This window comes from Tenacibaculum jejuense, from assembly GCF_900198195.1.
In the GTDB taxonomy this organism is placed as follows: Bacteria; Bacteroidota; Bacteroidia; order Flavobacteriales; family Flavobacteriaceae; genus Polaribacter; species Polaribacter jejuensis.
On sequence record NZ_LT899436.1, the window covers coordinates 880,245 to 904,222 of the forward strand.

The following is a 23,978-nucleotide window of genomic DNA, read 5'->3' on the forward strand; positions in this document are numbered from 1 at the left end:
GGGCTATAATTATTTTGGAGTAGTAAAAATAAGAGAAAAACTTTACATATGAGATTTCTTTCAAATCATAGTGAATAAAATAAAAAATTATTGCTAAAATAAATCGTAAATTTACACTCTAAAAATCACATCAATTTTACGGAATGTATTTAATCTTTGATACAGAAACAACTGGTTTACCTAAGAGTTGGAATGCGCCAATTACTGATACTGATAACTGGCCTAGAGCAATACAAATTGCTTGGCAGTTGCATGATGAAATGGGGAATTTAATTGAGCACAACGATTTCTTAATTAAAGCCGATGGATTTAATATTCCGTTTGATGCAGAACGTATACATGGTATTTCTACAGAGTTAGCCAATGAACAAGGAATTGGTCTTGCAGAAGGATTAGATTTATTTAATGAAGCCTTAAAAAAGGCAAAGTTTGTTGTTGGTCAGAATGTAGGTTTTGATGTGAATATTATGGGATGTGAATTCCATCGATTAGGTGTTGAAAATAATTTAACTGAATTACCTGTTTTAGATACGTGTACCGAGTTAACAGCTTCCATGTGTCAAATTCCCGGAGGTAGAGGAGGTAAATTTAAACTACCAACCTTAACAGAGTTACATCAACATTTATTTGGTGTGGGGTTTAACGAAGCGCACAATGCAACGGCCGATGTTGAAGCAACAACACGTTGTTTTTTAGAGTTACTACGTTTAAAACATTATCCGTTAGAAGTATTAGATGTTCCAGAAGATTACTACGCAAAGTATTCTGAAACGAATCCAATGCCGATTCAGCTTATTGGTTTAAAACATTTAAACTTAAAAGCAGAAAGTGATAAAATTAGAAAGCGTGAAGCTGCTGCTTCAAGTGAAGGAAATGCTCAGTCGACTTCAGAAGGTTTAGCACAATTAGAAGGAGTTCAGTTTGCGCATTTACATAACCACTCTCAATTCTCGGTATTACAATCTACCATTCAAATTAATGGATTAGTTGCTGCGGCTGCAAAAGATAACATGAGTGCAGTTGCTTTAACAGATACAGGAAATATGATGGCGGCATTCCATTTTACGTCTGCTGTAGCCAATCATAATAAATCTGCTGAAACACCATTAAAACCTATTGTGGGTTGTGAGTTCTTTATTTGTGAAGATCATAAAGACAAAACAAGAAAAGACAATGGTTATCAGGTTGTTTTATTAGCGAAAAATAAACGAGGGTATCATAACTTAGCTAAAATGTCATCAACGGCTTTTGTTGATGGATTTTATTATGTGCCTAGAATTGATAAAGAGATTGTAAAACAATACAAAGAAGATGTTATTGTTTTAACAGGAAACTTATATGGTGAAGTTCCAAATAAGATTTTAAATGTTGGTGAAAAACAGGCTGAGGAAGCTTTGTTATGGTGGAAAGAAGAGTTTGGAGATGATCTGTATATAGAGTTAATGCGACACGGACAAGAAGATGAAGATGCCGTGAACCGTACGTTGTTGGAATTTGCCAAAAAACATGAGATTAAAATTGTTGCGACCAATAACACCTATTATTTAGGAAAAGAAGAAGCAAATGCACACGATATTTTATTGTGTGTAAAAGACGGAGAAAAACAAGCTACTCCAAAAGGTAGAGGTAGAGGTTATCGTTATGGTTTACCTAATGATGAGTATTATTTCAAGTCTACTGAAGAAATGAAAAAGCTTTTTGCTGATATTCCTGAAGCAATTAGTAACATTCAAGAAATTGTAGATAAAGTAGAAGCATTCACCTTAGCACGTGATGTATTATTACCAGCCTTCGAAATTGGCGAAGAATTTCAAGATGCACAAGATGAAGTGGATGGTGGTAAACGAGGAGAGAATAATTATCTACGTCATTTAACTTACGAAGGAGCTAAAATTCGTTATGGTGAACTTACTGAAAAGATTACAGAGCGATTAGATTTTGAGTTAGATGTAATTGCAAAAACAGGATATCCTGGTTATTTCTTAATTGTAGAAGATTTTATTCGCGCAGCACGTGAAATGGGAGTTTCCGTAGGTCCGGGTCGTGGATCTGCTGCTGGTTCTGTAGTTGCATATTGTTTATGGATTACCAATATAGATCCTATTAAGTATGATTTACTTTTTGAGCGTTTCTTAAATCCTGAACGTGTATCCATGCCCGATATCGATATTGACTTTGATGATGAAGGTCGTGGTCGTGTAATGGATTATGTAATCGAAAAGTATGGAGCCAATCAGGTAGCACAAATTATTACTTATGGTACTATGGCGGCGAAATCTTCGTTACGTGATACAGCCAGAGTATTAGATTTACCTTTATTTGAAGCAGATAGAATAGCAAAACTTGTTCCTGGAATCAAGCTAAAAAATATTTTTGGTGAAGATGAAAAGAGTAAAGGGAAAGTAGCTGGTTTAAGAGCAGAAGAAAAAGAGAATGTAAACGAGCTAAAAGCTATAGCACAAGGAGCAGGATTAGAAGCGAATACAATTAATCAAGCCGTTGTATTAGAAGGTTCGGTTCGTAATACAGGTATTCATGCCTGTGGTGTAATTATTACTCCAGATGATATCACCAAGTTCGTTCCAGTATCTTTAGCTAAAGATTCTGACATGTACGTAACACAGTTCGATAACTCGGTTGTGGAAAGTGCAGGATTACTAAAAATGGATTTCTTGGGGTTAAAAACATTAACCCTAATTAAAGATACAGTTAAGATTGTAAAAGCACGTCATGGAGTAGAACTCGATCCCGAGAATTTTCCTATTGATGACGAAGAAACATATGCATTATTCCAAAGAGGGGAAACCGTTGGTATTTTCCAGTACGAATCTCCTGGAATGCAAAAATACATGCGTGAATTAAAGCCTACCGTATTTGCCGATCTTATTGCCATGAACGCATTATATCGTCCAGGTCCGTTAGAATATATTCCTTCTTTTATCCGAAGAAAACATGGAGATGAAGAAATCGAATATGACCTTCCTGCAATGGAAGAATATTTAGCAGAGACTTACGGAATTACGGTATATCAGGAGCAAGTAATGCTACTTTCGCAAAAACTAGCAGATTTTACCAAAGGTGAGGCCGATGTACTTCGTAAGGCTATGGGTAAAAAGCAGGCGGCAGTTCTAGCAAAAATGAAACCGAAGTTTGTAGATCAGGCAAAAGCAAATGGACATGATGAAAAAGCTTTAGAGAAGATTTGGAAAGACTGGGAAGCATTTGCATCGTATGCCTTTAACAAATCGCACTCTACATGTTATGCTTGGATTGCCTATCAAACTGCTTATTTAAAAGCACATTATCCTGCAGAATACATGGCAGCTGTACTTTCTAATAACATGAATGATATCAAAACAGTATCGTTCTTTATGGAAGAGTGTAAGCGTATGGGATTAGAAGTATTGGGTCCAGATGTAAATGAATCGTATTCTAAATTCTCTGTAAACAAAGAAGGAGCAGTTCGTTTTGGAATGGCAGCTATTAAAGGAGTAGGAGCTTCAGCTGTAAAAGCAATTATTGATGAACGAAAAGAAAACGGAAATTATAATTCAATCTTCGATGTTGCAAAACGTGTAGATTTACGTGTAGCGAATAAAAAAGCTTTCGAAGGATTAGTATTAGCTGGAGGATTCGATTCTTTTACAAATGCACACAGAGCGCAATATTATGTTAGAGATGAAAAGGAACAAACGTTTTTAGAAAAAGCGATTCGTTTCGGAAATAAATATCAGGAAAATCAGAATTCTTCTCAGGTATCTTTATTTGGAGAAGCAAGTGAAGTAGATTTACCAGAGCCAATTATTCCTGAGTGCGATACTTGGGGAACAATGGAATTACTTGCTAAGGAGAAAGAAGTCGTAGGAATGTATATTTCGGCGCATCCATTAGATGATTTTAAAAACGAATTAAAGTTCTGTAATGGTAATGTGAGTTACTTTAAAGACTTAGCGAAATATGAAGGTATGGCGATAACCTTTGGAGGTATTCTTACAGATGTTCAGCACCGTGTTTCTAAAGCAGGAAAAGGTTGGGCTTCGTTTATTATTGAAGATTATAACGATAGTTTTGAATTTAGGATCTTTGGAGAAGAATATTTACGTTTCAAACACTTTTTAGTACCAAATTCTTTCTTGTATATAAAAACTATGGTAAAGCCAGGTTGGGTGAATAAAGAAGGCGTAAAAGGAGATCCTAGAGTCGGATTTACAGAGTTCTTACTCTTACACGATATTATGGAAAAGATGTGTAAGAAGTTAACCATAAAATTGGCATTGAAAGATGTTAAAGAAGATTTTATAAAAGATTTCCAACATCTATGTGTATTAAATTCTGGTTCACATTCGCTACGTTTTGTAATTTATGATGTAGAAGAAAAATTAGAAATAGACATACCTAGTAGAACTACGAAGATTAATATCACTAGTGAGTTTTTAGCAAAGCTTGATGAAGAGCATATCAATTATAAGTTGAATTAGTTTTTTCTAAATGAAAAAGTTACAAATTCTAATATTAATAATTCCTATTCTTCTTTTTAGTCAAGAAAAGATAAAGAAACTTGATGAAGAGACTAGAAATAGTGTTATTCAAAAGGGAAGACAAGCCTATTTTAGTAAGGATACAGTTTTGTTAAAAGAAAAAACAGAACTGTTAAAAACATATTATCTTAAGTATAATGATTCTCTTTCTCTAGCGAAGTATTACCATTTTAAAGCCTTAAAAACAAAATTAGAATTCAAACAAGATAGTACTTATTATTATTATGTAAAGTCTAAAGATATTTCTAAATTAATTAAAGATTCTCTGGCTGTAGGAAGAAGGTTATTAAGCATTGGTAACCTACAAAGAAGAGTTAAAGATTTTATAGGTAGTGAATTAGCTTTAAGAGAGGCTATTCTTTATTTAAAACCCATAAAATCCTATAAATATTTATCCTCTGTTTATAATGGTTTAGGGAATGCTTACAGAGAGTTAAATCAATTTGATAAATCTCGTTATTTTCATTTTAAATCAATGAGAACAAATCAACTGTATGAAGATTATATTTGGAAAACTACAAGTAATTTACATATATACAATAATGTCGCTCTTACATATCAGCGGCAAGATCTCAACAAAGAAGCTATAAAATATTTAGAAGAAGGCTTAGCTATTTATAATGAAATAAACGACAGTATTAAGTATCGTTTTTCAGCTAATTATGCGTTATTGCTAGAGAATTTAGCTTGTAGTAATTTTTTTATAGGAAATTATAAAAATGTCATTAATCAATACTACGAGGTAGTTGAAATAAATAAGAAAAATGGAGAGCTACAATCCTTAACAACTAATTATATTAATATTTCTGATTATTACAAAAAGTTTAATGATCTAAAAAAAGCTAAACAAAATGCAGAAAAAGCATTGTATTACGCTAAAATTTCTCAAAATAATAAAAGACATTTAGAAGCTCTTTTTTCATTATCAGAATTAACCAAAGGAGAAGAATCTAAAAAATATTTATACGAATACATTAAACTTAATGCAAGTTTATTAGCAAAAGAAAGAAGAATAACAAATCAATTTGCACAAATTAAGTTTGATAGGGAAACAAAAGAAAAAGAAAACAAACAACTTAAGTTTGATATAGAAAAAAAACAGATTGAAATAGAAAAAATAAGACAAAGAAATATAATTATAGTTTTACTTTCTATTATTAGTTTGTTAGGATTAGTTTTTAGCCTGATACTGTTTAGAGTCAAGAAGAAAAAAATATTGTTAACAGAAGAATTAAAAAGAATCAAAATAAAAGAAGAAGAAAGAACTCGAATATCCAAAGAATTGCATGATGGGATTTTAGGGAAACTTTTTGGAATCCGTTTAGGCTTAGGTTTTTTTGAAGTTAAAAAAGAGGAGTCAAAAAAATTCGAGGATTTACTCTTTGAGTTACAGCATATAGAAAAAGATATAAGAGAAGTCTCTCATAAATTAACTATTGATGTTGAGGATGTAGATTTTTCTAATTTGATAAAAGACTTAATTAAAAAGAAATCAGAAATAGGAAAGTTCGATTGTATTATTCAAGCTGATCCTAGTGTAAATTGGAGTGAAGTTTCTAATGAAATAAAAATAAATATTCATAGAATAATCCATGAATTACTTAATAATATAATCAAACATGCTAGTGCAACTAAAGTGGATTTAAATATAAATCAAATAGAAAAAGAGTCATTAGAAATCATTGTAAAAGACAATGGAAAAGGTTTTGATGTGGATTCAGTGATTGATGGAATTGGAATTAGTAACTTGAAACTAAGAATTGATAATTTAAAAGGAGATTTACAAATTAATTCAAAGAAAGGAAAAGGAACTAAAACCCAAATTTTAATACCATTAAATTAGCAATCTGAAAAAGAAAAAGAAAAAAAAGAATATGAATTTATTAGAAGAAGATCAGACATTGAAACTTATGGCTAGTTTCAAACCTGCTGAAATAGAATTCTTAATCTATCCAAAACGAGATTTAAAAAAGTTATTAAAACTTACATTTTTTGATTTACTATTAAATCAAGTTCTAGTTTTAAAAAAGAAGTATCTACAAGCAGATAAAAAGGCTCCTGTTAGAGAACTTATAATAGTTGAAACAGGAAAAAATTTTTCTTCATACCAATGTAATCATGATTTTGAGAAGCTTTTTACTTATAGAATAGATCACGATAGTTATTATTTTATTATCTCATTTTTAAAAGAAGTATATCAAGATATTCCAACAGAAGGAAGTTACAGAAGAATGATGCGGAATAGTTTTTCTTCTTTAAGTTTATATAAGAGAAGTTTTTGGATTTCTTTATTTAATAGAACTGTTCATAATAAAAAAGGTTATAATACAAGAAATCTGATAAAAACTAAGCTAGAAGAAATAGATAATACTATTTTAGAACTTATAGAAAAAGAGCCTGATAAAGCAATTCAGATCATAGAACAATTAAAAGGGAACATTTTTCTTTTAGAGAATTTTAATGCAGAGTTCTTTAAAAACTTAAAATCAAAGTTTACTATAGAATCTAATTTTTCATCTCAAGATTATTTTTTTTGTTGAATATTTATTTGAAAGTTCTTTTGATTTATTATTAGAAATCTTTGAAGAAGTTAATGATTATTTTGATATGAATTTTTTCATTCGAGTCGATTCAGAATTTGATCCAAGTGGTTTTATAGATTATTAGTTTAAGTTAATAAATTATATTTCTAACCTAGACCTAAACTGGTTTCAGATTCTCATAATGAATGACCTGTTAAGATTCCGAAACGAGTTCGGAATAACGTTTACTAAAAGCTTTCAAATCATATCATCCATCTTGATTTTTGCTTTTTTGTCACTTTAAGTGAAATAAATCGAAGCATAGCGAAGGTTTGTTTTGTATCGAGAAATAGTAACCAAAACGGTTCTCGATATAAATTTGTTCTCATTAACATTCGTCAAATTCACTCGAACTGACATTTACCAACCTTATGGCGAAAAAAGAATAATATGATTTATTGAGATGAACATAAATTGAAATTTTAGTTTTAACTATTAGCCTATTAATGAAGTTAGAAATTGAAAAAAGAGACAGAAAAATGGATGAATTTTGACTGTTTTTTTATGAAATAGAAAAAGTCAAGATGCATTTATTATAAATAGTGTAATTCTCCTGAGGTTTTACAGTAATTTTACATTTATAAGAATAAAACATTGTATTTTTGTTTAACATTTTTATATAATCATGAAACAAAATAAAAACGGAGTTTGGGTTAGTTGGAATGAAAACTTAAAATACAACTACAAATCTTTATATACAATTAAAACAGAAGAGGAGTTGCAAACAGTTATTGCCAAAAGCGAAAAAATACGTTTTTTTGGAAGTAAGCAATCCTCAGCAGATATTGCAGCAGGAACAGAAACCTTAATTGATATTACTGCCTACAATAAGATATTAGAATTTAATGATTCTGATAAAACGATAACAGTACAGTCTGGTGTATTACTGAAAGATTTATTAGAAGCAGTAGAAGCAAAGGGTTGGTGTATTCCATGTTTACCAGATATTAATACAGTAACTGTAGGTGGAGCTTTAGCTACAGGAACTCATGGTACAAGTGGTAAGTTATTGAGTGAGTATGTAACAAATTGTAGGTTAGTCTTAGCCGATGGTTCTATAAGAGAGATTAATGAAGGTGAAGAGTTAATGGATGCTGTTCGCGTTTCATTAGGAGTTTTAGGAGTATTTTCTACCGTTACTTTTTCATGCGAAGAAATTTACACACTTCATGTTAAAGAACATCCAGAAAGTGATTCAGAGTGGTTACCAAAAATCAAGGAGCGTTTAAAGAAACATGATTTTTTAAGAGTGTTATGGTTACCACATACTGATAAAGGATATGTAATCACAGGAGATAAAATCGATACAAATACAGAAATAAAAGAAGATTTGGGTCCAGATTATTTAAAACATAGAAGAAAAGCTTCTAAAATTCTATATAAGTATACTCATATTTTCCCTTGGTTTACCGTTGTAGCAAACAAGTTATTATATCGAGGCTTTTTTAGAGCTACCAAAGAACATAAAGGTTCTTTATATCAGGCGACAGTTACTAAGTCTAGAGGTTCCACTTTAGAATTAGCAGAGTGGACCATCAGTCTTGATGTTTTTCCTAAAGTTTTTGAAGAATTAAAAAGAGAAATTAATAAATGGTCAAACAAATCGTTTATTCATATTCCTATGGATGTTCGTTTTGTATACAAAGACAAATCTTGGTTAAGTTATGCCTACGGTCAAGATACTGTAACTATGGGATGTGTTTCTAGAAATGCTGCAACTGCCGATTCTTATGAAGCGTTTAAAAGTGTAGAGAGAATTTTCTTAAAATATGGAGGAAGACCACACTGGGGAAAACGATTTAAAGCAAAAGATGCAGAGCTTTCTAAAGTATATGAAAGATGGAATGATTTTAAAGCATTACGAGAAACATTAGATCCAACAAATAAATTTTTAAATCCGTATTTAACAGATTTATTTAATGCAAAAGTAGTTGAACATGCCTATGCCTAAAGGAGTTTTATTTGATTTTGATGGAGTAGTAGTAAATAGTTTTGAAAGTCATTATTCTGCTTGGTCATCAGCATTTAAGGAATTATTCAATGAAGAAATAGCTCCGTATCCGAAAAGTCATGTTGGTAAATCTCCAAGGAAAATAGCAAGGTATTTTTGTGAACAAATTGGCAAAGGAGATCAGTTTGAAGATTTATTTTTTCTGAAGGATAAACATTTAGAATTATATTTTAAAGTTCCAAATTTATTACCAGGTGTTACTGATTTTACAGATTATTTATCGACGAATCAAATTCCTTATGGAATCGCTAGTAATGCAACAAAATTATTCTTGAGACAATCGATAAAACATTTAGATTTAAATTTTCCTGTAGTTTTTGGAGTAGAAGATTATAAGAAACCAAAACCGGCACCAGAAGCCTATATAACTTTAGCTACAGCTTTAGGTTTTGCTGAAGGTGATTTCAAAGATTTATGGGTTTTTGAAGATAGTTTAACAGGAATTGCAGCGGCAAAATCTGCTGGAATGCAACCGATTGGAATACTTTCTAAGTATTCAGTTGAAGAAATGAAAGCAGCAGGGAGTAGTCAAGTCTTTGAAAATTTGAAAGAAGCTTTTGATCTATTAATTTAAAGGAGATTATTAATTTTAAACGAATAAAAAACACAATAGGAAACCCTAACGTTTCCTATTGTGTTTTTTTGGTGTTTTTATCCTTCAGGAAGGTACCAAAATACTACTTTTTTCCCTTTATCAGAAGAGTTTCCTCCGTACACAGTGTGTAAAGACTTTTTCTTAAGAATACTTTTGTTTTCTTTTTTAAAACTATCAAGCGTTTTTTTCATTATTTAATTTTTGTATTATTACTTACTCTGTTTTGGTTTTTCAGTATCCACCATTTTCTATAGATTACTTTGTTAATTCTCTGAATAATGTTTCTAAATTTTTATTTTCAGAGTTCAATTCTAAGATTTTTAATCCGTATTCTTGTGCGAAGTCAAATAATTTCGGACGCATATCTTCTTCTGTTTCAAATGTGAGTGTCCAAGAGTTGTCGTAATTGTTTTTAATCGTTGTAATATTAGCTAAACGCTGTAAGAATTGCTCTTCAATCTTATAATCAAAACCAACCTTTATAGTTTGTGTATTACTGTCTTTGAGTTCAGTTAGTTTTTTGTCTACTACAATCTCTCCGTTATTAATAATAATTACACGATCACAAACAGCTTCTACTTCTTGCATGATATGTGTAGAAAGTAATACAGTTTTATCTTTTCCTAATTCTTTAATTAAAGCTCTAATTTCTATTAGCTGATTAGGATCTAAACCCGTAGTTGGTTCATCTAAAATTAAAACCGCAGGATTGTGTAAAATTGCAGCTGCAAGGCCAACTCGTTGACGATATCCTTTAGATAATTGTCCAATCTTTTTATGAGATTCTTTATCTAATCCAACTTTAGTAATACAGTCTGGAATTAAATCTTTTGATATGTTATGAATATTAGCGTGAAATTGTAAATATTCCTTCACATACATATCCAAATATAACGGATTATGTTCTGGAAGATATCCAACTTTTTTTTGAGCTTCAATAGGATTTTTAATCACGTCAATATCATCTACAAAAACAGTTCCTTCGTCTGGTTGTAAAAAGCCTGTTAATACTTTCATTGTAGTAGATTTTCCAGCAGCATTAGGGCCTAAAAAACCAACAATTTCTCCTCTTTTTGCTGAAAATGAAATATTATTGACTGCTTTTTGTGTTCCGTAAGTTTTCGTTATTGCTGAAAGTTGAATCGACATAATTAACTTTTTAATTGAATTTTAATAGCTTTCAATCCTGAAGAGTTTAATGTAATATCTTCAAAAAAAGTAAAGCCTAATTTTTTATAGAAACCAATAGGAGATTTATATAACGTTCCATCTGATTTCTTATAATCATTATTGGTTACTACCCAACCATTTAAAATAGAATGATTTTGTTTGGCATTTGAAATGAGGTGTTTTCCAATTCCTTTTCCCTGAGTTTTCTGATTAAGAATCATCAAAAACCAACGTTCTTCTTCTCGTTCAAAATCAGCATACCAACCCACAATAGTGTTATTCTCTTTCACAAGAACATGATTCACTTTTATTAAAGAATCTAAATAATTATTAAACTCATTCGTAGTATTGTACCGAATACACTCAGGATATTCAGCATTCCATAGTTCTTTTAAAGATTGTATTTCGTTATAATGTAAAGTGCTAACTTTTATAAATTCCATTACTTTCTTTCGTAAGAAACGAAACTATAATCGTATTTATTTTTTTCGTCTGCTTTAAAATCTTCACGCGATACCTCTTTCCATACTGTAGTATCAATTTTTGGGAAAAATACATCAGCATCGAATGTTTTATGAATAAGGGTGATATCTAAGCGATCGGCTAATCTTTTTTCTAAAGTTTGCTCATAAATTTGTGCTCCTCCAATAATAAAAGCATTTTTTCCCTCAGTAAGTTCAATAGCTTTTTCAATACTATCAGCAATCAAACAACCATCTTTAAAATAGTCATTATTTCGGGTAATTATAATACTAGTTCTATTAGGAAGAGGTTTTCCAATACTTTCAAAAGTATTTCTACCCATTAAGATATGATGTCCAGAAGTCACTTTCTTAAAACGTTTCAAATCTTCAGGTAAGTGCCAAATTAAATCGTTGTCTTTTCCTAACTCGTTATTCTGGCCTATAGCCGCAATTAAGGTAATCATAAATGTATTTTGGGTTTACATGTTTTTAACCCATTCTTTAATGTAACCTACTAAATCTCTTTTATCGGTTACATCATTATCTTTTGTGTTCGAGTGTATGTTTTGTATGATGGTTTTAATAGCCAATAACACATTTTCATCATCAATTTCAGCAACTATATCATAGATGTCCTCTTTTATAGTATCGATTTCTGCTATCATTTTTGTTAAAACTTAATAGGTTCAGGTTACTAATTTAATTAGATTTTATAAATCTTAAGTGGTTAAAATAAATAAAAGAAAGTTAAAAAATTAAACCGCTACTTTTCCTTTGATGTGTGGATGCGGGTTGTAATCCAGTAATTCAAAGTCTTCGAAGGTAAAATCTTCAATATTTTTTATTGAAGGGTTTAATTTCATTTTTGGAAGAGGTCTAGGATCTCTACTCAATTGTAATTCTACTTGTTCTTTGTGGTTATTGTAAATGTGAGCATCACCAAAAGTATGAATAAATTCACCAGCTTCGTAACCACAAACTTGTGCAACCATCATGGTAAATAAAGCATAACTAGCAATGTTAAAAGGAACGCCTAAAAATATATCTGCACTTCTTTGATATAACTGACAAGAAAGCTTACCATCTGCTACATAAAATTGAAAAAATGCATGGCATGGAGGTAATGCAGCTTTACCATTAGCAACATTGTCGGAGAATGAAATAGATGTATCAGGCATAACACTAGGATTCCAAGCAGAAATTAACATTCTTCTACTATTAGGGTTCTTTTTTAAAGTTTCTATAACCTCCTTAAGCTGATCTATTTCTTCACTATTCCAGTTACGCCATTGATGTCCATAAACAGGACCTAAATCTCCATTCTCATCTGCCCATTCATTCCAAATACGAACTCCATTATCTTGTAAATATTTAACATTCGTATCACCTTTTATAAACCATAATAACTCATAAATAATAGACTTAAGATGAAGTTTTTTAGTTGTTACCATCGGAAAACCTTCACTTAAATCAAAACGCATTTGATATCCAAAAACACTCTTAGTACCTGTTCCTGTTCTATCTCCTTTTTCATTTCCGTTTTCTAAAACGTGTTTAACTAAATCTAAATATTGTTGCATTTACTTTATAAATTATTACTGCAAAAATAAAAAAGCACTAACATGTTTTGTTAGTGCTTTGAAAATTGTTTTCAGTAAGTTATTAACTGAATTTTTTAAACATAAGTACAGCTACCAAAACGACAGTAACCTACAAAGAATTCACCAGTTGGTAATGATAAATAACATCTGTTCCCTCTACACACAGTTCCTCCAAATACCGCGCCTTCAATAGTACTTAATTCTTTTTTTGTAAGGATTTTTACCCCATTTAAGTTTGAGATTTTTTTCATGTTTAATATGATTTAAAGTTGATTTTAGTAAAGTATTTATTTTACCGATGATAAAAAGTTTTGAGTGGATGTTTGTAGCAATTCTGTAGTGAAAAAGTTGTTTTATGAGGATTTAAAATAAAAATAGTGTTGACAATACGTTAATGAAATAGTCATCGACGTTAACGAGTTTGATATTGTTTTAAGAATTGAATAATATTTATTTCACCAGCTGATAAAACAAAATAAATATGAAAACAATAACTTTTACTGTACTAACATTATTCGTTACGTCTTTATCATTTTCTCAAACAGTAAACTTTGATAGTTTAAAAAGTAATTTGGGATATGGTAAAACACTTGAATTTATTCATGGAGAAACCAGATCTGGTATATCCTCTTATAGATTTATAAATAGAACGGATAAATCTCAAAATCCAATTTTAACTTTGCAAGTTAAGAATGAAGATATCAATGATCTTGGTTGGAAAAATAGAGTAACTTTTAATAATGACAAGGTAGGTATTGGTTTATTATCTCCTGAAGAACTTTTAGATGTAAATGGAAATGCTAGAGTAAAAAAGTTAATTATAAATCCAGTTGCTAACGGAGGTCGTTTCTTACAAATGGGGAAAACTGTAAGTTCAGAACACAGACTATTTAATTTTGGTTCTAGTAACGATTACTCTGGGTATAGTTTTTTTAATGTTGATGGAACTTTAAGAATGGATTTTAGTTCGCATGCTAACACTACTTATTTAGGGTTAAGTGATGAAAATCAACAAGAATTTTTTAAAGCTTCTAAGTCTTCAACTACTGGAGCATTTGTTCATTTGCCACAAGCAAATTCAAGAATAGTAATTGGTGGTTTTGGAGATTATCTATTAGCAGACAATTATAAGTTTATTGTAAAAGATGGTAATAGTCTCATTGAAGGGAATTTAATCGCTAGTGGAAATATAGGTATTGGTACATACAATCCTGATGCAGAATTAACCGTGAAAGGAAAAATTCATGCAGAAGAAGTAAAAATAGATTTGAATGTTCCGGCCGATTATGTATTTGAAAAGTATTACGAAGGCACATCAAAATTAAAGTCAGATTATATCATGCCTACTTTAAAAGAAGTAGAAGATTACACTAAGAAAAATCATCATTTACCGTCTGTTCCCTCTGCCAAAGAAATGAAAAAAAAAGGGATTAAAGTAAGTGAAATGACAAATTTATTACTCCAAAAAATAGAGGAATTAACGCTTTATACAATAGCACAAGAAAAGAGAATAAAGGCGTTAGAGGAAAAAAATAAAAAGCAATAGAAATGAAAAATATTTATAGTTATATTCTTTTATTTTTTTCTTTTTACACATTAATCGGGCAAGAAACTAAAGTTGAAATTGTTCCAATTGTACTTGGAAAGAAATTAGTGAATGCATATTCCGTAGAGAATATGCAGAAAGCTTTTAATAGTTTATCTAAACAAAAAAAAACTAAAAGTCCTTTAACATACATATCTGCAAATCATCTCTATGTGAGATTTCTGCCAAAAGATAATAAAGAACTACATGAGTTAATGAATGTTTCCATATTAGAACTTTTTGATCATCCATTAGATTATGAAATTGAACAAGAAGGTAATTATTATCATGATCCAAGCATACCTGATGATAGACCTACTTGGTATTATACGGTTATTAAAATAGAAGATATAATTCCTGAGGCGATACAACATATTACTTATCAAGTTTTAGAAGAATTATTTTTACCTCCAGATAACTCATCAGCTGTAAATTTTTATACTGATTTAGAAGAAAAATCATTGATTTTGACTAAAAATTCTGTAACAGCAACGAGATCTCCAAAATATAGACCTTCTGGACAAATACTAGTTAGTAATCCTATTTCTGGATCAATTTATAGAGAAAATGAACGCTATGACGGAGTTCCTAATGTTGTTGGAAGAGTTAGAAAGTGGTTTAAAATATCTAAAGGAATCACTGATAACGATGGCTATTTTCAGGTTTCAAAAAAATTTAGAGGAAAAGTTAATTTCGGTGTAATTTATAAGAATCAACATGCAAGTATTTTACCAGGACCTTTTTCACCTTTGTATTTATATTATGGTGGAGCTTTTTTAGACGGACCAAGAAGAGAAGGTCATTGGGAATATAGATCGCATCGAGGAACTAGTTCATACAAATGGGGTGCTATCATGAGAGGAGTTCATGATTATCATTATACATATGCTCCTAATTTAGACATTTTGCCACCTCCAAATAAATTAAGAATTGCAGCATTTAATTTTCCATTTATAGAAAGACCATTCGCACCAATGTTTCATCAGCAAGATAATCAGTCATTTGGTTTTGCAATCCCTGGCGATTTCAGTGATATTTATATAGATCAACAGAATAAACCTTATCATAATATATACGATATTGTAATTCACGAACTAGGTCACGCTGCACACTGGAGATGGGTTGGAAATTGGGCATATCTCTTTTTGGAACTAACAGATAGCACGCGTTATAAGCAGAGTAGAATGGCAACAGAAGCTTGGGCAGATGGTATTGCAGATTATGCGAGTAAATTTAAATTTAATTTGCATTCAGTACACCCATATGCGTGTAATGATTTAGATGAAAGAATAGATGATTTATATCCAAAATTTATAGTTCGAGATCTAATGGATAATAAACAGAGTAATAATACCTGTACTATTGTAGATAATGTTTCGGGTTTTAATCATAATCAAATTTTTTATGCTTTAGAAAGTTCAAGACATCATGCTTTAGAAAAGTGGCGAGATAATTTGATTCAAAAAGATCCATCACAAGAAGAAGTACTTAGAGAGTATTTTGCACAATGGATAGGGGAAGAGTATGTGCCATGTAGTGCAGCTCCTTTAGTTTTAAATACTGATTATACTTCAGAAGAAAATATTGATATAACACATTCGAATACGATATTTATGAAGAATGGATTTTACTTTAAACCAACTGAGAGTACTCATAGATTTAGAGGAGAAATTGTTTGTAATTATCCTGGAGCAGGTTCTCAAATGAATAGAGTTGTTAATAATGAAAATACATTTAGTTCTACTGTTTATCATGATGATTTTAAGTTTATTCCTAACCAATCTATCGTATTTCCTCCAAAATATTTAGAGGATATAGAAGAAATTATAGTTAAAGAAAATGCAGATGAGTTACTGTTTTATCCCATTCCTGTTGATGATGTTTTATATGTGAAAAGTAGTAGAATACCTTTAGAGTGGAGGGTTATTGATATTACTGGTAAAACTATGACTAAGGGTAATTTTAAGTCAGATACTTTACAAACTATTCATGTAAATAATTTACCTAAAGGCATGTATTTTGTAAAAGTAAATTTTTTAAATGGAACTAGTGACTTTAAAAGAATATTAAAAAATTAATGGACAGAAAGTAACAAACGAATCATTAGGTTATTTTTTATTTTAAAAAAGTTATGCTCAAATACATCTGTCTCAAACACAATACCTATAGCCTCAGAATTCGAAGTTACTTAGCATTACACAATACTCTTTCATCTGGTTAAATTTTTAAGTTTTTAGTATGATGAGATTTTAATTTAATCTACAGCTTTAACTTAATAAAGCTGTAGATTTTTGAAGGTTTGAAAATTATTTGTGGTTGAAAAAGATTAGAATTCTAGTTTAATAAAACATACAGCCATAAATAGAACAACGACCTGGCTCACAGTATTCTGTGCCGTTTATTTGAAAACAACACCTGTTTCTTCCTTTGCAATACGTTCTTATGGATCCTTTAATTTGTTGTAATTGTTCACGTTGTAAAATTTTTACACCGTCTAGTTTTAGTAAGTTTTTCATAATGTAATAGGTTTTGGTTAATATTTTACGTGAAACGTAAACCCAAAAATTAATATAAATAGAAAAGAAGGATAGGAAATTATAGAGAGATTCAGATATTAACTCGTCTTTTAAATGGAATATATGATTAAACTATGCGAGCATATTTTAATATGAAATTAGGTTTCTTTTTATTTGATTAATTTAGAGGTTGTGTAAATATAACAAAAAAAGCTATTGTTTTTTATGATTTATATATTTTTTACGCTTTTTATTAATAAATTTTAAAATTTGACGGAAAATAAATTTCTTGCGCCTTTTAGTCCGCATTTTTGATATTTATGATATGCTTTTGCAACCTTTTCATGAATAGTACTAGCAGGAGCATTCGACAACCAACCTTTTACAGCAGCAGTTAATGTATAAGCCTCAGGTGCCATTAAATTGGTAGTCCAAAGTATTGGGTTAGCACCAGCTTTTTTTATATGATCAGAGAAAAAGTGTTTACTATAACAAGCTAAAATGATAACATCATTTTTTTTAGGGCTTGTATTCTGATAATTCAAATTTACATTGAACTCCATTAAACCATCATGACCTATGTATGATATTAAATTTGCTGTACCACCAAAGGAAAGCGTTTTAGATTGAAAATTTATAGTTTCTTTTTTTTGCTGATTAGAAGCTAATAAAAAATCCTGAGTACAATTTTTTATCTTTTCACCATCATAAGCATCTGCAAGTAAATAAGCGTCTTTAGATATATGTTTAAATAAAACTCGTTCTAAAATATTGGAATTTTGGGTGGAAAGTTTAGCGACTAACTTCCAGTTTTTACTTTTATATTTTAAAAATGATTTCACACCGTATGCAGCTCCCCAGTATAGGTTATTATAAGGATCTTTACCATTGCCCAACTTTTTAGGTACTGGAACTATACCTTGAAATTCATTATCACACAACGCTACATATACATGTATAGTTTTTGTCTGTGAATATGTTTTGTAAGAGATTAAAATAAATAATAGAATTAATGTTTTTTTCATAGCTAGGTATTATTACTACTAATATAACGTTAATTACAATAATAAATTTTAACCTGAGATTTTAAGCAAAAGCAATAATTGATATCGCTCCAATAATTGAAGCAATAACTCCCATTTGTAAAATTAAAATTGGAGTTATTTTGACTAACTCTTTATCTTGATCAGAAATTTTAGCTTTAAAAACTCTAGCGATAATAAGTCCAACAGTAGTATCGAAAACTCCCAGTAAAAAACTACCTATAATTGCAGAAACAAAAGTTCCATTTAATTTTAAATATACTGCTGTTATTCCATAAATAATAAATGATCCAAAAGCAAACCACACATATTCAAAGTTTAAAACTCTGGATAGTATAGAGCTAATTACGTCATATAGACTAATGACGGCAAATCCAATCAATATTATAAATAGAGATTCCAAAGCAGATTTTAAAAAAGGTTAATTTATTAAAGTTTATCCTATTATCATTCCAGCAATTGTGGCAGACATTAAAGAAGCAATAGTTCCTCCAATTAAAGCTTTTATACCAAATTCTGATAATGTTTTTCTTTGTCCGGGAGCTAGAGAACCAATTCCTCCAATTTGTATACCAATTGATGCAAAATTAGCAAAACCACACAACATATACGTTGCCATTATTACAGATTTATTATAAGTTAAATGTGTAGTGTTGCTTATATCTTTTAATTCTGCTAATTGAATGTATCCAACAAATTCACTAGCAGCTAATTTTATACCTAATAATTGTCCCATTAAAGCTGTGTCTTCACTTGCAACTCCAATTAACCACATTAAAGGAGCAAAAATATATCCTAAAATTGCTTCTATTGATAAAGCGTTGTAAGAAGTATTAGCGGCCATCCAAACATTTAAATTCGTTACATCACCAATCCATCCTAACATACCATTTATCATTGCAATAAATGCTACAAACACCAATAGCATAGCTCCTACATTCATGGCTAATTGTAAACCTTCAGTAGTACCATTAGCAATAGCATCTAAAACGTTAGAACCTATTTTTTCAGAAGATACTTTAACATCAGTATTAATTTCTTCAGTCTGAGGGTACAAAATTTTCGAAATTACAATAGCTCCAGGTGCAGCCATGACAGAAGCAGCTAATAAATGTTTTGCAAATTGTAAGCGTAAAACAGGATCATCTCCTCCTAGAAATCCAATATACGCAGCTAAAACGGCTCCAGCTACAGTAGCCATACCACCAATCATTACTAATAGAATTTCTGAACGAGTCATCTTTTCTAAGTAAGCTTTAATCAAAAGTGGCGCTTCTGTTTGTCCTAAAAATATATTTCCAGCAACAGACAAACTCTCAGCACCTGAAATTTTTAAGATTTTAGATAGTGTCCAAGCCATTACTTTTACTACCTTTTGAATAATTCCTAAGTAAAATAATAGAGAAGTTAAAGCGGAAAAGAAAATTATTGTAGGTAAAACTTGAAAGGCAAAGATGAATCCAAAAGTATCCATATCCACAACTAAGCCTTCGAATAAAAACTTACTACCTGCTCTAGTAAAGTCTAAAACACTTACAAAAAGTTGTCCTACACCATTAAAAATCTTTTGAATTAGAGGAATTTTAAGAACACCAACAGCAATAAATAGTTGAAAAATTAAACCTAAACCTACAGTTTTCCAGTCTATCGCTTTTTTGTTATTACTAAAAAGAAAAGCGATCAATAATAATACTAGCATTCCTAAAGTACCTCTCCATAAACTATTTGTAGAGAAGCCTTGACTAGCTATGATTTTGTTTTCTTCACTTTTAAGAGTAGTATTAACAGTTTCTGTTGCTTGATCTGTTATTGTGGTTTTTATTGAAAAATTATATAAGACATCCTTTTCGGAAATTGAAAGTATAGAATCATTTAGAGTTACAATATTGTAATATCTAACAGTATCTTTTGGTGTCTTATAATTAAAAATTAATAAGTTATTTTGATGAATATAATTTCCAGTTGCATGTAAACTATCTTTAGCTGATAGGAAGTATGAAAATTCCCCTTTATTCAATGTGAAATAATCATTTTTATTTATTTCTACTAAAGATGTTCCAGAGTTATTATGTATAGATTTAAATTTCCATGTTTTATCGATATTTTGCGAAAACAACGCAAAAGAAAAAACACACAGAAGAAGTGTGATTAATTTTTTCATTCAAAGAATATTATGTTTTATGAACGCTTGCTAATCTCGTCTCTTATTTTAGCAGCTAGTTCGTAATCTTCATTATTTACAGCTTCATTCAATTGTTCTTCAAGTTCATTTAAAGAAAGATCAGAAAAGTCAGCTGTACTTGTAAACTCAATTTCTTGTTCAATATGGATGTCATCAGTGTCATTTTCATCAGAACTACCCAACTCTTCTTCTGTCTTTAAATATATACCAGCTTTGTCTAATATATTTTCGTAGGTGAAAATTGGAGCTTGAAAACGAACGGCTAATGCTATAGCATCAGAAGTTCTTGTGTCAATAACTTCTTCTACACCATCACGTTCGCATATTAAACTAGAAAAAAAGACTCCATCTACTAATTTATGAATAATAATCTGTTTTACAGTAATGCTAAAACGCTCAGCAAAAGATTTAAATAAATCATGGGTAAGTGGTCTTGGAGGTCGAATTTCTTTTTCTAATGCGATTGCAATCGATTGTGCTTCAAATGCTCCGATAATAATTGGTAAAGTTCTAGTTCCTTCCATTTCGCTAAGCACTAAAGCATATGCTCCGCTTTGTGTTTGGCTATATGAAATTCCTTTAATAGTTAGTCTTACTAGGCTCATGTATCTGTCTTCATACAAAAAAAGCGGTCTTTAATTAGACTGCCTTTAGGGTGCCACAATTTAATAAAAAATATGACTACGGAAAGATTTAATTTTAAAAAATAAAAACTCTAGAAAAACAATTGATTTCTAGAGTTTTTTTAAATATATCTTTTGATTCCTAAGCTTGTTTAAAAGCTTTTAATTTTTCAATTAATTGAGGAACTACTTCAAAAGCGTCTCCAACGATTCCGTAATCAGCAGCTTTAAAGAAAGGTGCTTCAGGATCGTTATTGATAACAACTTTTACTTTAGAAGCGTTAACTCCTGCTAAGTGTTGAATAGCTCCAGAAATACCTATTGCAATATATAAGTTAGAAGCTACAGGCTTTCCAGTTTGCCCAACATGTTCGCTGTGAGGTCTCCATCCTAAATCAGAAACTGGTTTAGAACAAGCTGTAGCTGCGCCTAATACACCAGCTAACTCTTCAACCATTCCCCAGTTTTCAGGACCTTTTAATCCACGGCCAGCAGATACTACAACATCAGCATCAGCGATAGTAACAGTTCCAGTTGCTTTATCTATAGAAACTGAAGATACTCCTAATTCTGGTAAAGAGGCATCAAAACTTTCAGTTGCACCAGAAACAGAACTTTCATGTGCTCCATATGAATTCTTAGCAACACCGATAACCTTATTTTCAGTTAAAATTTCAGTGTTATTAAATCCTTTATTTGAAAAAGCTTTACGCTTCACTACAAAAGAACTAGAAGTGTCAGGTAATGCAACTACATTGGAAGCATATCCTGCTTCTAAGCCTACAGCTACTAATGGAGCTAATGTTAAACCATCTACACTAGAATCTATAACAACAACATTTGAAGACTGTGCCTCTGCTACTTGTTTTATTACTGCGGCATAACCTTTAGCATTAAAAGAACTTAAGTCATTTTTAACTTCAATTACTTTATCTGCACCGTAAGTGTATAATTCACTAGCATCTCCACCGTTGATAGATAAAGTTACTAAGTTAGTTCCTAATTGTTCAGCTACTTTTTTTCCGTATGATACAACTTCAAAAGCTGTTTTTTTAAATTTTCCTTCCGAAGAGTCGGCAAAAACTAATACAGACATAATTTTTAATTTTTTAAGTTTTTAATGGGTGTATATTTCAACACCCATTAAAAAGAATTGATTTTAAATTTAAATTGCTTTAGCCTCGTTGTGTAAAAGATTAATTAAATCATCTACATTATCAACTAATTTTACCTCTCCTTTTGGAGCAGGCTTTTCGAAATTCTTTGTGCTTGTAGAGGCATTGCTACCTGTTGCTTCAACAACATTTAAAGGCTTTTTACGAGCCATCATGATACCTCTCATATTAGGTATTCTAAGATCTTTCTCCTCAACAATACCTTTTTGACCAGCTACTACTAAAGGTAGGCTAGCAGCTACTTTTTCTTCACCACCATCGATCTCTCTTTCTAATGTAGCATTGTTTCCTTCAACTTCAATTCCAACACATCCGTTAACAAAATTGAAATCTAATAATGATGCTAACATACCAGGAACCATTTGACCGTTGTAATCAGCAGATTCTTTACCTGCCAACACTAGATCAAAACCTCCAGATTTTACAACTTCAGCTAATTCTTTAGCTACTAATAAACCATCAGTTGGTTCTACATTAACACGAATTGCATCATCAGCTCCTATGGCTAATGCTTTACGTAAAGTAGGCTCAGTTTCAGCTCCTCCTACATTTACTACAGTAACAGATGCACCTTGTTTTTCTTTAAACCACATTGCACGTGTTAAACTGAATTCATCATATGGGTTTATAACAAACTGAACTCCATTTGTATCAAACTTAGTATCGTTATCAGTGAAGTTAATTTTTGAAGTGGTATCAGGTACGTGACTGATACAAACTAATATTTTCATATGGATTGTTTTTTGTACGCTTAATTTGTGCTACGAATTTACATATTTTTTTTGATTTATTATGCATGCATAATAAATTTTGTTGATAAATAACATACATTTTAACATTGTATTAATTTCTTTAGTAAAGAATTTCATACTTTTGCAAATCAATAAACAACAACTACTTAATAAAACACATGAAAACAGTTCAATTTAGAGAAGCAATCTGCGAGGCAATGAGCGAAGAGATGCGACGCGATGAGAGCATCTATTTAATGGGGGAGGAAGTAGCAGAATATAATGGTGCTTACAAAGCTAGTAAAGGTATGTTAGATGAATTCGGAGAGAAACGAGTTATAGATACACCTATTGCTGAGTTAGGTTTTGGAGGAATTGCAGTAGGATCTGCAATGAATGGAAACAGACCTATAGTGGAATACATGACCTTTAATTTCTCTTTAGTTGGGATTGATCAAATTATTAATAATGCAGCTAAGATTCGTCAAATGAGTGGAGGACAATTTAATTGTCCGATCGTATTTAGAGGACCAACTGCATCTGCTGGTCAATTGGCTGCAACACACTCACAAGCTTTTGAAAGTTGGTATGCAAATTGTCCTGGTCTAAAAGTAATTGTACCATCTAATCCGTATGATGCGAAAGGATTATTAAAAGCAGCTATTAGAGATGATGATCCAGTAATTTTTATGGAGTCTGAGCAGATGTATGGTGATAAGATGGAAATTCCTGAAGGTGAATATGTATTACCTATTGGAGTAGCAGAAATTAAAAAAGAAGGAACAGATGTTACTGTAGTATCATTTGGGAAAATAATAAAAGAAGCGTACAAAGCAGCAGATCAATTAGCAGAAGAAGGTATATCTGTAGAAGTAATTGATTTAAGAACTGTACGACCAATGGATCATAAAACGATTTTAGAGTCGGTTAAAAAAACAAATAGATTAGTGATTTTAGAAGAAGCATGGCCATTTGGAAGTGTGTCTTCAGAAATTACATTTAGAGTTCAAGATGAAGCATTTGATCATTTAGATGCTCCAATAAAGAGAATTACTACTGCAGATACACCTGCACCGTATTCTCCAGTTTTATTAGAAAAATGGTTGCCTAATTCGGGGGATGTTATACAGGCAGTCAAAGAAGTGATGTATATAAAATAATA

The 23,978-nt window shown here is 30.8% G+C and carries 22 protein-coding genes; 8 read left to right on the forward strand and 14 right to left on the reverse strand.

What is annotated here, in order from left to right; translation table 11 throughout:
* The first annotated feature begins 143 nt into the window (after nt 1-143).
* The 5 genes from dnaE (at nt 144) to AQ1685_RS04030 (ending at nt 9,705) form a co-directional block, all read left to right on the forward strand.
* Entirely contained in the window at nt 144-4,478 is a 4,335-nt protein-coding gene (gene dnaE / locus AQ1685_RS04010) for a DNA polymerase III subunit alpha (RefSeq protein WP_095069686.1), read from the forward strand.
* Nucleotides 4,479-4,488: 10 nt separating this feature from the next.
* Nucleotides 4,489-6,381: a tetratricopeptide repeat-containing sensor histidine kinase gene (locus tag AQ1685_RS04015; RefSeq protein ID WP_095069688.1), complete on the forward strand. Its 1,893-nt coding sequence runs from the start codon at nt 4,489-4,491 to the stop codon at nt 6,379-6,381.
* A 31-nt stretch (nt 6,382-6,412) separates the two neighbouring features.
* On the forward strand, nt 6,413-7,078 hold the full coding sequence (locus tag AQ1685_RS04020; RefSeq protein WP_095069690.1) for a hypothetical protein: 666 nt from the start codon (nt 6,413-6,415) through the stop codon (nt 7,076-7,078).
* Between the two features lie 667 nt (nt 7,079-7,745).
* Entirely contained in the window at nt 7,746-9,071 is a 1,326-nt protein-coding gene (locus AQ1685_RS04025) for a D-arabinono-1,4-lactone oxidase (RefSeq protein WP_095069692.1), read from the forward strand.
* Entirely contained in the window at nt 9,058-9,705 is a 648-nt protein-coding gene (locus AQ1685_RS04030) for an HAD family hydrolase (RefSeq protein ID WP_231970247.1), read from the forward strand. Before AQ1685_RS04025 ends, AQ1685_RS04030 begins: the two co-directional genes overlap by 14 nt.
* Before the next feature lie 77 nt (nt 9,706-9,782).
* Here AQ1685_RS04030 and AQ1685_RS20580 read toward each other — a convergent pair whose 3' ends face one another.
* The 7 genes from AQ1685_RS20580 to AQ1685_RS04060 all read right to left on the reverse strand — a co-directional run bounded on the left by AQ1685_RS20580 (nt 9,783) and on the right by AQ1685_RS04060 (nt 13,212).
* Nucleotides 9,783-9,917: a hypothetical protein gene (locus tag AQ1685_RS20580; RefSeq protein WP_262509592.1), complete on the reverse strand. Its 135-nt coding sequence runs from the start codon at nt 9,915-9,917 to the stop codon at nt 9,783-9,785.
* Between the two features lie 64 nt (nt 9,918-9,981).
* Nucleotides 9,982-10,875, reverse strand: a complete 894-nt coding sequence (gene gldA / locus AQ1685_RS04035; RefSeq protein ID WP_095069696.1) for a gliding motility-associated ABC transporter ATP-binding subunit GldA — start codon at nt 10,873-10,875, stop codon at nt 9,982-9,984.
* A gap of 2 nt (nt 10,876-10,877) precedes the next feature.
* Complete coding sequence (locus tag AQ1685_RS04040) at nt 10,878-11,339, reverse strand: GNAT family N-acetyltransferase (protein WP_095069698.1); 462 nt, start codon at nt 11,337-11,339, stop codon at nt 10,878-10,880.
* Nucleotides 11,339-11,824, reverse strand: coding sequence for a dihydrofolate reductase (locus AQ1685_RS04045; RefSeq protein WP_095069700.1), 486 nt, complete (start codon nt 11,822-11,824; stop codon nt 11,339-11,341). The genes AQ1685_RS04040 and AQ1685_RS04045 overlap by 1 nt, the downstream gene beginning before the upstream one ends.
* Nucleotides 11,825-11,839: 15 nt before the next feature.
* Nucleotides 11,840-12,025, reverse strand: a complete 186-nt coding sequence (locus tag AQ1685_RS04050) for a hypothetical protein (protein ID WP_095069702.1) — start codon at nt 12,023-12,025, stop codon at nt 11,840-11,842.
* A 90-nt stretch (nt 12,026-12,115) separates the two neighbouring features.
* On the reverse strand, nt 12,116-12,940 hold the full coding sequence (locus AQ1685_RS04055) for a thymidylate synthase (RefSeq protein ID WP_095069704.1): 825 nt from the start codon (nt 12,938-12,940) through the stop codon (nt 12,116-12,118).
* Nucleotides 12,941-13,035: 95 nt separating this feature from the next.
* Nucleotides 13,036-13,212: a hypothetical protein gene (locus tag AQ1685_RS04060; RefSeq protein WP_157730083.1), complete on the reverse strand. Its 177-nt coding sequence runs from the start codon at nt 13,210-13,212 to the stop codon at nt 13,036-13,038.
* 230 nt (nt 13,213-13,442) lie between these two features.
* Between AQ1685_RS04060 and AQ1685_RS04065 the strand changes: the two genes are divergently transcribed.
* Both AQ1685_RS04065 and AQ1685_RS04070 read left to right on the forward strand, forming a co-directional pair.
* Nucleotides 13,443-14,507: a hypothetical protein gene (locus tag AQ1685_RS04065; RefSeq protein WP_095069706.1), complete on the forward strand. Its 1,065-nt coding sequence runs from the start codon at nt 13,443-13,445 to the stop codon at nt 14,505-14,507.
* Between the two features lie 2 nt (nt 14,508-14,509).
* The gene (locus AQ1685_RS04070; RefSeq protein WP_095069707.1) at nt 14,510-16,624 is read left to right on the forward strand and encodes a T9SS type A sorting domain-containing protein; all 2,115 of its coding nucleotides are present in this window, start codon (nt 14,510-14,512) and stop codon (nt 16,622-16,624) included.
* 261 nt (nt 16,625-16,885) lie between these two features.
* On the opposite strand, the gene AQ1685_RS04075 is transcribed toward AQ1685_RS04070, so the two are convergent.
* From AQ1685_RS04075 to AQ1685_RS04105, 7 genes are all read right to left on the reverse strand, one after another.
* On the reverse strand, nt 16,886-17,062 hold the full coding sequence (locus AQ1685_RS04075; RefSeq protein ID WP_157730084.1) for a hypothetical protein: 177 nt from the start codon (nt 17,060-17,062) through the stop codon (nt 16,886-16,888).
* A gap of 263 nt (nt 17,063-17,325) precedes the next feature.
* The gene (locus tag AQ1685_RS04080; RefSeq protein ID WP_095069709.1) at nt 17,326-18,087 is read right to left on the reverse strand and encodes a hypothetical protein; all 762 of its coding nucleotides are present in this window, start codon (nt 18,085-18,087) and stop codon (nt 17,326-17,328) included.
* 61 nt (nt 18,088-18,148) lie between these two features.
* Nucleotides 18,149-18,508 carry a hypothetical protein gene (locus tag AQ1685_RS04085; protein WP_157730085.1) on the reverse strand — a complete coding sequence of 120 codons (360 nt, stop codon included), beginning with the start codon at nt 18,506-18,508 and terminating at the stop codon, nt 18,149-18,151.
* 33 nt (nt 18,509-18,541) lie between these two features.
* Entirely contained in the window at nt 18,542-20,266 is a 1,725-nt protein-coding gene (locus AQ1685_RS04090; protein WP_095069711.1) for a NupC/NupG family nucleoside CNT transporter, read from the reverse strand.
* 17 nt (nt 20,267-20,283) lie between these two features.
* Nucleotides 20,284-20,892, reverse strand: a complete 609-nt coding sequence (locus tag AQ1685_RS04095; protein ID WP_095069712.1) for a bifunctional nuclease family protein — start codon at nt 20,890-20,892, stop codon at nt 20,284-20,286.
* Nucleotides 20,893-21,052: 160 nt separating this feature from the next.
* Nucleotides 21,053-22,006 (reverse strand): electron transfer flavoprotein subunit alpha/FixB family protein, encoded by a 954-nt coding sequence (locus tag AQ1685_RS04100; protein ID WP_095069713.1) that lies wholly within the window; start codon nt 22,004-22,006, stop codon nt 21,053-21,055.
* Nucleotides 22,007-22,075: 69 nt separating this feature from the next.
* Complete coding sequence (locus tag AQ1685_RS04105; RefSeq protein ID WP_095069716.1) at nt 22,076-22,816, reverse strand: electron transfer flavoprotein subunit beta/FixA family protein; 741 nt, start codon at nt 22,814-22,816, stop codon at nt 22,076-22,078.
* A 179-nt stretch (nt 22,817-22,995) separates the two neighbouring features.
* Here AQ1685_RS04105 and AQ1685_RS04110 point away from each other — a divergent pair, with 179 nt between their 5' ends.
* The gene (locus AQ1685_RS04110; protein WP_095069717.1) at nt 22,996-23,976 is read left to right on the forward strand and encodes a pyruvate dehydrogenase complex E1 component subunit beta; all 981 of its coding nucleotides are present in this window, start codon (nt 22,996-22,998) and stop codon (nt 23,974-23,976) included.
* Nucleotides 23,977-23,978 lie beyond the last annotated feature (2 nt).